We start from the raw sequence: 13789 nt of genomic DNA on the forward strand, positions 1-13789 counted from the left end.
CCGAACGCCGCCCCCTGGGCGGCGTTTTCGTCGGTGCCTATGGTTTACCCGTGATTAATGCGGGTCCGGTAGTTTGTCGCCAGAGGGTTGCGCGCAGACGGTCATGGGAGTGTCCGGCCTGCAGGGGACCGGCGACGCCGGCCACGAAGGACGAAGAGAATGCGTATCCGGGCAAAGATTTTTGCCGTGGCGGGGCTGATGGGCCTTGCCTCAATCGTCATTGGCGGCATGGCCGCGAACATGGTTTTTGCCTATAATCAACGCGTTGATCAGCTCGAAAATCTTGCTGATCGCGCGTATCTAGGCGAGCGGCTCAACCGCTATGTCACGGCAGTGGTGATGGATGCGCGCGGCATCTATGCCTCGGAAACCACCGAAGAAGCTGCCCCTTTCGCCGAGGGGCTGACCAGTACGCTGGACAAGATCGATACCGTCCTCGCCGATTGGCGGCCAAAGGTGGATGCCGAGGGTCTGGCCGCCTTTGACGCCGTGGTGAGCCGGACGGCTGAATTTCGAGCGTTCCGCATGGAAACGGCGCGGCTCGGGCGCGAAGTGAGCCCGGCGGATGCCGATGCGCAGGGCAATACCGATGAAAATCGGGCCAATCGGCGGGCCTATCAGGCCGAGATCGATGCCGTTGTCGAGCGCGACCAGACGTTGATGGGCACCGTTCGCAGCGACCTCGACGCCTTTCAGTCGCAGATGCTGTCTATCCTGATCGGGACCATTATCGTGGGGCTTGGTGCTGGCATGGCCGGCGCGGGTTATCTTGGCACCGTGCATCTGTCGCGGCCCATCAGCGGCCTGACCAGGAGCATGCAGGCGCTGGCCGACGGCGAACTCGATGGGCAGATCGACTTTACCGGAAACAAGGATGAGATCGGCGCCATGGCGCGCACGCTGCGCGTGTTCCAAGAAAATGCCCGCACGGTGGCAGCGCTGACCGAGGAAGAGCGCCAGCGCGCCCGCTCCATCAGCGAACGGGCGCAGATGATGAGCAATTTCCAGGAGCAGTTCGACCGGGTGGTTGCAGCGTCGCGCGACGGCGATTTCAGCCGCCGCATGGATGATCATTTCAACGATCCCGACCTCAACCGCATTGCAGCCGACTTCAATGGCGTCTTGTCGAGTGTCGAAGGCGGCCTCAGCGATGCCGGCACGGTCTTGTCGGCACTGGCCAAGACGGACCTCACGCTGCGCATGACGGGCGAACACCGTGGTGCCTTTGCAGCGCTCCAAAGTCACATCAACACGGTTGCCGAGACCCTGACCGGGGTTGTCGACGGGCTGAAACAAACCTCGCGTGCGCTCAAGACTGCAACCGGGGAAATCCTCACCGGCGCCAATGATCTTTCCGAGCGCACCACCAAGCAGGCGGCGACGATCGAGGAAACGTCGGCGGCAATGGAGCAGCTTGCCTCAACCGTCCTCCACAATTCGGAACGGGCGCGCGATGCCAATGCCAATGCGCAGGTGGTGAGCCAGACGGCCGAAGCGGGTGGCGAGGTGATGGGCAAGGCCACCGAGGCCATGCGGCGCATCTCGGCTTCTTCGGGCAAGATTTCCAACATCATCGGTCTGATCGACGACATCGCCTTCCAGACCAATCTTCTGGCACTCAACGCCTCGGTGGAAGCGGCGCGCGCCGGCGATGCGGGCAAGGGTTTCGCCGTTGTGGCCGTGGAGGTGCGGCGCCTCGCACAATCGGCTGCGAGCGCCTCTGCCGATATCAAGGGGCTGATCGAGCAAAGCGCCAACGAGGTCTCCGGCGGTACCAGGCTCGTGGAGGAAGCTGCCGCAAGGCTCAGCGCCATGCTGGATGCCGCCAAGAGCAATTCGAGCCTGATGGACAGCATTGCCCGCGACAGCCGCGAACAGGCCTCGGCAATCGAGGAAGTTACCGTCGCGGTGCGGCAGATGGATGAGATGACCCAGCACAATGCAGCATTGGTGGAACAAACCAATGCCGCGATAGAACAGACCGAAGCGCAGGCGTCCGAGCTCGACCGGATCGTTGCGGTGTTCCGCACAGGCAGCGCGGTGGAGGTTGCCGAAGCGGTGGCGGTCCCGCAGCGCAGCCCGACCGTTCGCAGTGCCGCGCGCACCTACCTCAGCCAGGGCAATGCCGCCATTTCGGCAGATTGGTCCGAATTCTAAGGTCCCACTCACCTTCAAAGCTTAGCGCCGCCTCCAGGGGCGGCGTTTTCTTTTGCGGAGAATGGATTGTCCGTGTTTTGCGAAGTTCAGCGTATTGATCTAAGTAGTTCGTCTTCATCTCAGAGTAATACAAATCACAATTTGTCCTTACGGATAATCTCTAGAGCGGGGGCAGGTCTCCGTTAACCAGAAGTGGCCCAGTTTGAGCCCATGCCGCAGAACGGAGCGGCAATAGGGTGTTGGGAATGGGCATTTTATCTTTCGGCCGATCAGGCGCAGCCAGCAGCGACGCCGCCAAGGTGGCAGCAATGATGCGCAGCCAAGCGGTCATCGAGTTTGATCTCGATGGTACGATCATTACCGCCAACGACAACTTTCTTGAGGCCATGGGCTATGCGTTCGAGGATGTCGCTGGGCGGCATCATTCGATGTTTTGCGACGCAGAGCTTGCCGCCAGCCCCGAATACAAGGCGTTCTGGGCGCAGCTGGCCCGCGGTGAATATCAGTCGGCAGTATACCGGCGTTTCGCCAAGGGTGGGCGGGAAGTGTGGATCCAGGCTAGCTACAATCCGGTGCTGGACCGGTCCGGGAAGCCGGTGCGGGTCATCAAGTTCGCCACGGACATCACCGCGCAAATGCAGCAGGCGGCCGACCGGCAGGCGCAGATCGACGCCATTTCCCGTGTGCAGGCAGTGATTGCCTTTGACCTCGATGGCATGGTGATCGACGCCAATGAGAATTTCATGGCTACAGTCGGCTATGAGGTCGACGAGATCGTGGGTAAGCACCACGCCATGTTCTGCGACCCCGCTTATGTCAAATCCGAAGACTATCGGCGCTTCTGGGGGAAACTGCGGGCAGGTGAGTTTGTTGCCGCCGAGTTCCAGCGCTTCGGCAAGGGCGGCAAGGAAATCTGGATCCAGGCTTCCTATAATCCAATCTTTGATGCCTGCGGAAAGATCGTCAAAGTGGTGAAGTTCGCCACCGACATAACCGAACGAAAGCGCTCGGAGGGGATCATTGCCGAACTCACCGCCTCGCTGGCCCGAATGGCCGAGGGGGACCTGGGCGGCCGGATCGATCGCAGTTTCACCGGGCAGTACGAGGCGTTGCGGCAGGCCTTCAATACCTCGCTGACGCAGCTTGAAGAGATTGTCGCCAGCCTTCGCTCTGCTTCGGGTGCGCTGCGCACCGCCACGTCCGAAATTCTGGCCGGGGCGAACGATCTTTCGAGCCGCACGACGCGGCAGGCCGCGACTATCGAGGAGACATCGGCTTCGGTCGAGCAGCTTTCCACCACCGTCACCGACAATGCGCGGCGCGCATCGACAGCGAGCGAAAAGGCGCGGCTGGTTGCCCGCAGCGCCACCGATGGCGGCACGGTGATGAACGAAGCCACGCAAGCCATGACGGCAATCGAAGCGTCTTCGGGCAAGATCTCCAATATCATCGGCATGATCGACGACATTGCCTTTCAGACCAATCTCCTGGCGCTCAACGCCTCGGTGGAAGCGGCGCGGGCAGGTGACGCAGGCAAAGGCTTTGCGGTGGTGGCGGTCGAAGTGCGGCGCTTGGCGCAAAGCGCCGCCGGCGCTTCGGCAGACGTCAAGGCGCTGATCGAGACCAGTGCCGGGGAAGTGCGCGCGGGCGCGCAACTTGTCGGCAAGGCAGCCGAAAAGCTCTCCGACATTCTGCTTGGTGCGGAGGAAAGCGCCGGGCTGATCGACGACATCGCCCGCGCCAATCGCGAACAGTCGAGTGCGCTCGAAGAGGTCACCATCGCCGTCCGGCAGATGGATGAAATGACCCAGCACAATGCGGCGCTGGTGGAGCAAACCAATGCAGCCATCGAGCAGACCGAAGCGCAGGCCGGCGAGCTCGACCGGATCGTGGAAGTATTCCGCATTGCCGCCCAGAAGCCCGAGCCCCGGACCGCAAGACCGCGTCTGGTCAAGGTATCCGGTGGCGGGTGGCTTGAAGCCTAGCGCGACCCGATTGCCCTTTTCTCCGTGGCGAGGCACAAGGGCGCGACGGAGACTTTCATGGCACGCATTGGCCTTGTGGCGCATGACGATCGCAAAGACGAACTCTGCCGCTGGGCCGAGACGCACAAGGCGCGGCTGGCGCAACACGAGCTTTGGGGCACCGGCACGACGGGGGCGCGGGTCACGGCCGAGACCGGTCTCGCCGTGACGCTACTGAAAAGCGGGCCGCTGGGCGGCGACCAGCAGCTGGGCGCAATGATCTGCGAGGGGCGGCTCGATGTGCTGGTGTTTTTCATCGATCCGCTTTCGGCGCAACCGCATGATGTGGACGTCAAGGCGCTGACCCGGCTCGCAACGCTCTACGACATCATGCTGGCCAACAACAAATCCACAGCAGACGCGGTTCTTGCGGCCATTTGACCGAACGGAAACGTTGACCACCAGCCTTGACTATGAACAGATGCCGCAAATTTGCCGGGATTAAACCGGGCGGCATCCCTTCAGGAAATCGGGGCTTTCAGGCACTTGTCTTCCGACTTGGTTATCGACGTTCGCAACGTCTCCAAACGCTTTGGTGGTCTTCGGGCCGTCAACAACTGCTCGCTGTCGGTCCGGCGCGGCTCCATCACCGGGCTGATCGGGCCCAATGGCGCCGGCAAGTCGACGTTGTTCAACATGGTGGCCGGCAATATCACGCCCGATGAGGGACAGGTAATCTTCGACGGTCAGGACGTGACCGGCTGGAAGCCGTTCGAGCTCTTCCGCGTCGGCATGCTGCGCACTTTCCAGATCGCGCATGAATTCGGCCAGATGACGGCGCTCGAAAACCTGATGATGGTGCCGGGCGACCAGCCGGGAGAGCATCTGATCGATACCTGGTTCCGTCCGCGTCTCGTCAAGTCGCGCGAAATCGAGGTGCGCAAGAAGGCGCTCGACGTTATCGATTTTTTGAAACTCGGCCACGTGCGCGACGAGCTGGCCGGCAATCTTTCCGGCGGCCAGAAGAAGCTGCTCGAGCTTGGCCGCACCATGATGGTGGATGCCAAGGTGGTGCTGCTCGACGAGGTGGCGGCGGGCGTCAACAAGACGCTGCTCAACGATCTTGCCGGCAATATCGAGCGCATGAACAGTGAGCTCGGCTACACCTTCTTCGTCATCGAGCACGACATGGACTTGATCGGCCGGCTCTGCGACCCGGTGATCGTCATGGCGCAGGGCGAAAAGATTGCCGAGGGTCCGATGGCCGAAATCCGTGCCAATCCGGCAATCGTCGAGGCCTATTTCGGCACTCCGGTGGAGGTGGCGTAGATGGCCCTGATTGAACTCAAGCAAGTCGTCGGCGGGTACGGCGGCGCGCCGATCCTCAATGGCGTCAACATCGCTATCGAAAAGACTGATATCGGTGTGATCGTCGGGCCGAATGGCGCCGGCAAGTCGACGACGCTCAAGGCCATCTTCGGTCTGCTCAAGGTCACCGGCGGCACGATCGATTTCGGTGGCGAGAACATCGCCAATTCGCTGCCGGACAAGCTCGTGCCCAAGGGACTGAGCTTCGTGCCGCAGGAAAAGAACGTCTTTACCTCTATGAACGTCGAGGAAAACCTCGAAATGGGCGCCTTCACGCGGCGCGACGATTTCCGCCAGACCATGAACTGGGTCTATGGGATGTTTCCGGTGCTGGCTGAGAAGCGGCGGCAGCCCGCGGGCGAGCTTTCCGGCGGGCAGCGGCAGATGGTGGCGATGGGCCGGGCGCTGATGAGCAAGCCTAGCCTCTTGATGCTGGACGAACCATCGGCGGGGCTTTCGCCGCGCTATGTGATCGAGATTTTCGAGACCATCCAGCGTGTCAACAAGGAAGGCGTCGGCATCCTGATGGTCGAGCAGAATGCCCGCCAAGCGCTGGCCTTCGCCAGCAAGGGCTTTGTGCTCGCGCAGGGGCAGAATCGTTTCACTGGCACCGGACCCGAACTGATCGCCGATCCCGAAGTCGCCAAAAGCTTTCTGGGGGGCTAGGCCGTGGACGAACTTATTTTCTTTATCAACCGCGTGCTTATTTCCGGCACCGTGCTCGGCTCGATCTATGCGCTGGGCGCGATCGGCGTGACGCTGATCTTCGGCATCCTGCGCTTTGCCCATTTTGCCCATGGCGACATGATGACCCTGGGTGCCTTTATCTCCTTCCTCCTTGCCACAGCTTTGGCCGCTGCCGGCATCATCCTGCCGCTGCCGATGGGCTTTGTGGTCCTGCCTGTCGCCATGGTGATCACCGCCATACTGGCGCTTGGCATCGACAAGGGCTTTTACGCGCCCTTGCGGTCACGCGGCGCCAAACCGGTAACGCTGCTGATCGCTTCAATCGGCGTGACGCTGATGATGCAAGGCCTTATTCGCCTTGTGTTCGGCACCAGCACGCAGACCATGTATGTGGCCGGCGAGACCAAGGACATCTTTCGCTTCGACATGGCTTGGGCCGGCGGTTCGCGCCCGATCAGCGTCACCGAGCCGCAGCTGATCATGTTTGTCGTCACGGCGATCCTGGTGCTAGCGCTCCACCTTTTCCTCACCCGCTCACGCCTCGGCAAAGCGATGCGCGCCATGTCCGACAATGCGCCACTGGCTCAGGTTTCGGGCATCAACACGGCTCTGGTCGTGCGTGTCACCTGGATTATCGCGGGTGCGCTCGCCTGCGTTGCGGGCACCATGCTGGCGCTCGACGTGGCGCTGATGCCGGACCTAGCGTTCAACATTGTCCTTCCCATCTTTGCCGCGGCGATCGTTGGTGGGCTGGGGCATACCTATGGCGCAATCGTGGGTGGTTTCCTGATCGCCTTTGCCGAGACGCTGGCGGTGTTCAACTGGACTGCGGTGCTCCGCCCGCTGAACGGAATCCTGCCCGAGGGCATGGCGCTGCCGGCGAACCTGGCACTGGTGCCGACCGAATATAAATTGACCGTGGCCTTCGTAATTCTCGTGGTTACGCTTCTCGTGCGGCCCACGGGTATCTTCAAGGGAGCCTCGTCATGAGCGCTGCTTCCACCCAGACGCGCTTTCTCGATACCATGCTTGGCCGCGGGCTGATGCTGTTTGCGGCAATGTTCGTCCTTGTCGTCGTTGTCGGCATCACCCAGGGCGCGGCTTCGCTCTCGCTAATCCTGGTGCAGGCCACCGCCTTTGCGCTGATCGCGCTTGGCCTCAACATCCAATGGGGCTATGGCGGACTTTTCAACTTTGCCATCATGGGCTTCCTCATGGTGGGCGGCGCCTCGACGGTGTTCCTATCCTATCCCGTTAATCCCGACTTCTGGAACAGCGATGGCCCGATGATGCTGGGCCGCGCGCTCGCCGCCTTCGTGATCGGTGTCGCCCTTGTGATGCTGGCACGGCGCGCCGATCGCATCGGCATTCGCGGCAAGTGGAAAACCGCGCTTGTCGTTCTCGCCTGGTTTGCCGGTTACATCATCTACCGCACTCAGATCGATCCGGCGGCCGCCTATATCGAATCCACTGCCGGTTTCGTTGGTGGTCTTGGCCTTCATCCCATGCTGGGCTGGGCCTTTGGTGGCCTCGTTTCGGCGGTCATCGCCTATTTCATCGGCAAAATCAGCCTTGGCCTGCGCACCGATTACCTTGCCATCGCGACGATCGGCATTTCGGAAATCTTGCGTGCGCTGATCAAGAACATGGACTGGCTGACGCGCGGCACCATGACCGTCTCGCCCATGCCTTGGCCGACGCCACTGCCGCAGGCGCTGCAGGCGCAGGGTTTTTCCATCCCTGACAGCTTCGTCTTTGCGCGTCTAAGCTTTCTGGTGGTCGCGGTTATCGTGCTGGCCGTGGCCTTCGTCCTTGTACAACGCGCTTATGGCGCGCCGTGGGGCCGCATGATGCGGGCCATCCGCGACAACCACATTTCGGCCGGTTCGATGGGCAAGGATGTGACCGGGCGCCAGCTTGAGCTCTTTATCTTCGGTTCGGTGCTGATGGGGATCGGCGGGGCAATCCTGAGTACCTTTACCCAGATATTTGACCCGTCCGGTTTCCAGCCGATCAATCACACCTTCATGCTGTGGGTGATGGTGATCGTCGGTGGCGCCGGCAATAACTGGGGCGTCGTGCTTGGCGCATTCCTGATCTACATCGTCTGGGTCATTTCCGATCCTGTGGCACAGCTGATCTTCCTCAACCTTTCCGCCCTGGGCGAAAACCTTGGTTGGGGGGCTATTCCCGAGATCAGCTCTCGTGCGCTTCAGGCCCGCGTCTTTGTGCTCGGGGTCGTGATCACCCTTGCGCTGCGCTATGCACCGCGCGGCCTCTTGCCTGAAGTGGTGAGGCGAGGCTAAGCCTCGCTGACATCCAGAGTCGTCATAAACTCGATTGTTGCCCCGGCCTTTAGCCGGGCTCATCCTAAGATCTTCAACGTCTTGCCGGTCTATCCGACGGGATAGACCGCATTGGTCAATCGCTCCGATTCCTCCCACAAGCGGCCTGCGACGGCCATATCGCTTGCGGCCCGCGGCTCCTTGCTCGGGGCAGGCTTGCCCTTCATGCCCATGAAGTCCTTGGGGCCCCAATAGTCGCCATTGCGGGCGCCCGGTTCTGTCGCCGCGACGACCAGCGGCAGGGCGCCATCGGCGGCGGAGTGGGAGAATAACGGGTTGAGCAGCATCCCGAAAACACCGGCCACTCCCCCTTCGCCGGGACCATTGGCGACGAGGTTGGTGCGCGCAAGGCCAGGATGGGCCGCGACCGAGGTTATGTTCCAGCCAAACTGCTCGCTGCGCCGGCCCAGCTCGTGCATGAACAAGAGGTTGGAGAGCTTGGACTGTCCATAAACCCTCATGGGGCTGTAGCTGCGCTCATGCTGGAGGTCGGCGAAATTGATCTGCCCGAAGCGGGCTGCGATGCTGGCAACGGAGACCACGCGCGGCGCCTGCGCCTTGAGCAGCAGCGGCAGCAAGCGGCCGGTCAGCGCGAAATGGGCCAGATGGTTGGTGCCGAACTGAAGCTCGAAGCCATCGGCCGTGGTCTGGCGCTGGCGCGGCGCCATGACGCCGGCATTGTTGATCAGGATATCGAGGCGCTCATAAAGCGCTGAAATGCGGGCGGCGCCAGCCGCGACTGATGCCAGGTCACCCAGGTCGATCTGCTCGAAAGCAAGCTTGCCGCGGGGCCTGGTCTCGGCAATGGCACGCGTCGCCTCGGCGGTTTTGTCAGGATTGCGCCCGATCAGGATGACATGCGCGCCGGCGCCGGCCAGCATGCGCGCTGCTTCAAGGCCCAATCCACCGGTTGCACCGGTCACTGCGGCGATCTTGCCGGAAAGGTCAGGAATGTCTTTGGGTTCGGTGATGGCCATGCGGAACTCCTTGGGTTTGGAGAACGGAGGCCCGCGCGGATGGTTCAGAAACGAAAAGGCCCGGGCAGGATGCCCGGGCCTCGGAATGATCAGCTTGATCGAAATTAGTCGATCAGGCCCTTGTTCACAACGGTGCCGCCTTCGACCACGAAGTAGTTGATGGCTCCGGCGACGTCGCCGACGTCATCGAACTCGATGTTGCCCGAAGCGCCTTCATAGTTGATGTCGGTACCGGCAGCGATCAGTTCTTTGGCCTTGGACCATTCACCCGGAAGAATGGTTTCGCCGGGTGCATTGGCGACTTCGCGCAGCGCAGCCGAGATGCCGTCGCGGTCGAGCGAGCCCGACTTTTCAATTGCGAGGCCGAGCAGGAACACGGCGTCGTAGGAGTTGGTGACATAGGTTGCAGCCGGGTCCTGGTCAGCAGCTTCTGCAAGGGCGACCAGCGCGTCGTAGGACGGGCCGGCAGCGGCGGCAGCCTGGGTCAGGATCATGCCTTCAAGGTTTGCAGCGTCGCGGGTTGCGAGCAGTGCATCGCCGGCCATGCCGTCGCCGCCCATGAAGAGGTCGAACGTACCGGCTTCCACAGCCTGGTTGAGGATCGCGCCGCCGCCGGCATTTTCGTAACCGTAAATCACGAGCGTGGTGGCGCCGGTTGCTTCGATCTGGCCAATTTCGGGACGGTAGTCAGCCTTGCCGTCTTCGTGGGCAACGCTGGCGAGCACGGTGCCGCCACCAGCTGCGAAAGCGTCCGAGAACGCAGTGGCAAGGCCAGAGCCGTAATCGTTGTTGACATAGGTGACGCCGACTTCAGTGACGCCCTGGGCGATCAGCAGTTCGGCGGCCTTGACGCCCTGGATGGAGTCCGGAACGACGTTGCGGAAGACCAGGTCGTTGTCTTCGAGTTCGGCAACGGCCGGAGCGGTCGACGCGGGCGAGATCATCACAACATTGCCGGCAATCGCGGAGCCGTTGGCGCCGGCAATGGTGGAGCCGGAGCAAAAGCCGCCAAAAATGGCGAGGACGTTTTCGGCATTGACCAGACGGTCGGCTGCCGGGCCGGCCGTGCCAGCGTCGCAACCACTGTCGGCAACAACCGAGGTCAGGTCCTGGCCGTCGAGAATGCCGCCCTGTTCATTGATGTTGGCGATGGCGAGGTTGCCGCCGTCGACCATGCCGGGCGCGAAGCCGGCGATGCCGCCGGTGACGTCGGCGAGAAAGCCGATCTTGGCTTCCTGGGCCAGTGCCGGGGCGGCAATGGTCAGGGTGGTGGCGGCGACCGCAAGGGTCAGGGTTTTCTTGAACATGGACGTCCCTCTGGTTCGGTTGCCCGCGGACAGGCCTTTTGGCCCCTTCTTCTGGCGCGCAACGATATCGGGGGCGCCATGGGGCGCCCCGCTGGAGGGGACTTTGCACAATCACAAGGCGCTTGTCACCGGGGTTTCCGCGCCAAATCCGACTGCCCGCACAGTTGCTTAACAGCACGGTATTCCGCATAAATTGCCGGGCAAGGAATAAGGGGATGCACATGCCGGCACAGCGTTTGCTCCAGGGGCTTTTCGCCCTCCTGTTTCTGGCCGCGCCAGCCCTGGGCCAGGTGACCGTTCTGGATCAGGCGCAGGATGCAGGCGGCGCGCCGGAGGCCGCCGCAGCCGCGCCCGGCGCGCCTTGCGGCAACCAGCCGCTCACCATTGTCCGCATGAGCTGGCCATCGGCGACGCTTCTGGCAGAGATCCATTCCCGCATTCTGCGGGCAGAATTCGGGTGCGAGGTGCAAGTCGTGCCCGGGGATCTGGCAGCCACGGCGTCCTCCATGGGTTCGACCGGCCAGCCAGCCGTTGCCCCCGAGCTGTGGGTCAACCGCATCGCCGATGTTTGGAACGGCGCCATGGACACGCAGATGGTGCGCAGCGCCGCGCCAACTTATGCGGAGCCCGATTTTGAAGGCTGGTTCATGCCCGCCTATATGGGCGCCGGTCTGCCCGAGGTGCCCACGGCGGCAACGCTGGTCACCGTGCTGCCAACCCTTGAGACCGAGGGTCAGAAGCTGCGCTTTATTTCCTGCCCGATCGATTGGGCCTGCTCGGTGATCAACCGCAATCTGATCACCGCGCAGGGCATTGCCGATCTGGTCGAGATCGTTGAGCCCGCCAACCGGCTGGAAATGGACCGGCTGATCGCCGAAGCGGTGAACCGCCGCGAGCCATTCCTTTTCTATTACTGGCAGCCCAATGCAGTCTTGGCGCAACTCGACTTTGTCGGGCTCGACATGGGTGATTATGTTGAGGAAGCCGCGCAGTGCCTTGGCACCAGGGATTGTGCCAACCCCGAGCCTTCGGCTTTTCCGCAGGACATGGTGGTGATCGCGCTGGCGGAAAGGGTGTTCACCAACATGCCGGTTATCGCCAGTTACTTTCAGCGCACGACGATGACGCTTGAAGACATGAACGCGCTTCTGGCCCAGTTGTCCGCAGAGGGCGCCACGCCGGAGGCGGTCGCCGACCGCTTCGTGGCCGAGCGGCGAGCGCTTTGGGGCACGTGGCTGGACGCCCGCAATTAAGATTGCGGCAACTATGCTCTAGGGTCAGCCCGCCTTTGTTACCTGGCGGTCATGGGAGCTTGCTACCTACCCGGCCCTGCTGCGCAACCCGGTCTAACTTGTTGCCCTCAAACGTTTTTCTCCTTAGGTATTTACCGCTTGTTTAGTGCTGGGCTGGCAGGTTGGGGTGACTATCGAGGCTCGCCATGCGCCGCAATCAGCATCTGGAAAACATCCTTCACGGCTACCGCAACTTTGCGATCGGCATAGCTCTGGTGATCGCAGTCCTTGCCGGAACGCGTTATCTCAGCATCACCGTGGATAACCGGTTCGTGCAGGACGTCATCTTGCCTCTCGCCTGGTTTGCCGATGTGGCGGTGCTTGGCATGCTGCTGATCCTTGGTCATCGTTGGCTGAAGCGCCGGCTTACGGATGTCCATGTCGCTGCGGAAGCAGCGCGCGCCGCGGCGCATCGGGATGCGCTGACGGGGGTGTTCTCGCGCTCTTATTTCCTCGAGGCGCTTTCGGCCGAAGTGCATCACCAGTCGCGCCGGTCGGTCGGCTATATGCAGCTCGATCTCGACAATCTCAAAGTGCTCAACGACAGCGCCGGACATGGGGCGGGGGACGCGGCCCTGCAGCATCTGGTGCGGGTGATCGCCGAAGTCGTTCCCGGCGCCGTGATCGGGCGGCTGGGTGGCGATGAATTCGGCATCCTGATCCGCGACCACGACAACAAGCAGGCGCTTCGCCGGTTGGGCGAAGCCTTGCTGCGCCAGCTCGATCAGCCGGTGCAGATCGCCGGCCGGCCCGTGCGCGTCAGTGCGTCGATCGGCGTGGCCGTCGCGCCGCTCGACGCCGAGGAGACCACGGACCTGATCTCGAAAGCGGACCTCGCGCTCTACAAGGCAAAGCGCTCCGGCCGCCGCACCGTCGTGCCGTTCGACACCGACATGCTGGCCGATGAGCGGTATCGGCGCTTTGTGGAACGGGAACTGCGGGCAGCGCTCCTCATGGATGAGCTCGAGGTCCATTATCAGCCCGTCTTTTGCACCAAGACCATGACCGTCAAGTCGCATGAGGCGCTGCTGCGCTGGCGGCACAAGGTGCGTGGCATGATCCCGCCGGCCAAGTTCATCCCCTTTGCCGAAGAAAGCGACCTGATCGACAAGCTCGGCGCCTGGGTGCTGCGCCGCGCCTGTCTTGATCTGCCGGCACTGGGCAGCGCCACCGTCTCCGTGAACGTCTCGCCCGTGCAGCTGCGTCACGCCGACTTCGCGCAGCGCGTGCTTGCCATTCTTGCCGAAACCGGTACCGATCCGGAGCGCCTGATCCTCGAGGTCACCGAAACGGTGCCGCTCGATGGCGACGCCACCGCCATGGCCAACCTTGCCGAACTGCGGCGGCTGGGCGTGCGCATCGCCATCGACGATTTCGGCGCCGGCTATGCCAGCCTCCAATATCTGCGCGGCTTTGCCTTCGACATCATCAAGATCGACCGCACCTATGTGACCAATGCAGTCGACAATCGCATCGACGCCATGATTATCAATGCGATCATCAAGATCGCGCGCTCGCTGCCGGTCGAGGTGATTGCCGAGGGTGTCGAGACGGAGGCACAGCTCCAGCTACTCACCCGCATGGGCTGCTCCGGGCTGCAAGGCTATCTTCTGGGCCGGCCACACGCTCTGCAAGTGGACGCTGCAGCACAGGCCGCCTGAGCCGAAAGCATTATGCGAGAAGTCGATGACG

The 13789-nt window shown here is 62.3% G+C and carries 11 protein-coding genes; 9 read left to right on the forward strand and 2 right to left on the reverse strand.

The features are described from left to right. Nucleotides 1-159 precede the first annotated feature (159 nt). The 7 genes from JI748_RS16720 (at nucleotide 160) to JI748_RS16750 (ending at nucleotide 8482) form a co-directional block, all read left to right on the forward strand. A complete protein-coding gene (locus JI748_RS16720; RefSeq protein WP_201633322.1) occupies nucleotides 160-2157 on the forward strand; it encodes a methyl-accepting chemotaxis protein in 1998 nt (665 codons plus the stop codon). Between the two features lie 245 nt (nucleotides 2158-2402). Beyond that, nucleotides 2403-4142 (forward strand): methyl-accepting chemotaxis protein, encoded by a 1740-nt coding sequence (locus tag JI748_RS16725; RefSeq protein WP_201633325.1) that lies wholly within the window; start codon nucleotides 2403-2405, stop codon nucleotides 4140-4142. 57 nt (nucleotides 4143-4199) lie between these two features. After that, nucleotides 4200-4562 (forward strand): methylglyoxal synthase, encoded by a 363-nt coding sequence (locus JI748_RS16730; RefSeq protein ID WP_201633328.1) that lies wholly within the window; start codon nucleotides 4200-4202, stop codon nucleotides 4560-4562. A gap of 105 nt (nucleotides 4563-4667) precedes the next feature. Next, the gene (locus JI748_RS16735) at nucleotides 4668-5450 is read left to right on the forward strand and encodes an ABC transporter ATP-binding protein (RefSeq protein ID WP_201633330.1); all 783 of its coding nucleotides are present in this window, start codon (nucleotides 4668-4670) and stop codon (nucleotides 5448-5450) included. Then, nucleotides 5451-6155 (forward strand): ABC transporter ATP-binding protein, encoded by a 705-nt coding sequence (locus tag JI748_RS16740; RefSeq protein WP_201633333.1) that lies wholly within the window; start codon nucleotides 5451-5453, stop codon nucleotides 6153-6155. A 3-nt stretch (nucleotides 6156-6158) separates the two neighbouring features. Continuing rightward, nucleotides 6159-7166 (forward strand): branched-chain amino acid ABC transporter permease, encoded by a 1008-nt coding sequence (locus tag JI748_RS16745; RefSeq protein ID WP_201633337.1) that lies wholly within the window; start codon nucleotides 6159-6161, stop codon nucleotides 7164-7166. Continuing rightward, nucleotides 7163-8482 carry a branched-chain amino acid ABC transporter permease gene (locus JI748_RS16750; RefSeq protein WP_233280567.1) on the forward strand — a complete coding sequence of 440 codons (1320 nt, stop codon included), beginning with the start codon at nucleotides 7163-7165 and terminating at the stop codon, nucleotides 8480-8482. The genes JI748_RS16745 and JI748_RS16750 overlap by 4 nt, the downstream gene beginning before the upstream one ends. A gap of 89 nt (nucleotides 8483-8571) precedes the next feature. Here JI748_RS16750 and JI748_RS16755 read toward each other — a convergent pair whose 3' ends face one another. After that, entirely contained in the window at nucleotides 8572-9498 is a 927-nt protein-coding gene (locus JI748_RS16755) for an SDR family oxidoreductase (protein ID WP_201633340.1), read from the reverse strand. Between the two features lie 104 nt (nucleotides 9499-9602). Next, on the reverse strand, nucleotides 9603-10805 hold the full coding sequence (locus JI748_RS16760) for an ABC transporter substrate-binding protein (RefSeq protein ID WP_201633342.1): 1203 nt from the start codon (nucleotides 10803-10805) through the stop codon (nucleotides 9603-9605). A 221-nt stretch (nucleotides 10806-11026) separates the two neighbouring features. Between JI748_RS16760 and JI748_RS16765 the strand changes: the two genes are divergently transcribed. Then, the gene (locus JI748_RS16765) at nucleotides 11027-12058 is read left to right on the forward strand and encodes a glycine betaine ABC transporter substrate-binding protein (protein ID WP_201633345.1); all 1032 of its coding nucleotides are present in this window, start codon (nucleotides 11027-11029) and stop codon (nucleotides 12056-12058) included. Nucleotides 12059-12243: 185 nt separating this feature from the next. Beyond that, nucleotides 12244-13758 carry a putative bifunctional diguanylate cyclase/phosphodiesterase gene (locus JI748_RS16770; protein ID WP_201633347.1) on the forward strand — a complete coding sequence of 505 codons (1515 nt, stop codon included), beginning with the start codon at nucleotides 12244-12246 and terminating at the stop codon, nucleotides 13756-13758. Nucleotides 13759-13789 lie beyond the last annotated feature (31 nt).

The organism is Devosia rhizoryzae, assembly GCF_016698665.1.
GTDB lineage: Bacteria > Pseudomonadota > Alphaproteobacteria > Rhizobiales > Devosiaceae > Devosia > Devosia rhizoryzae.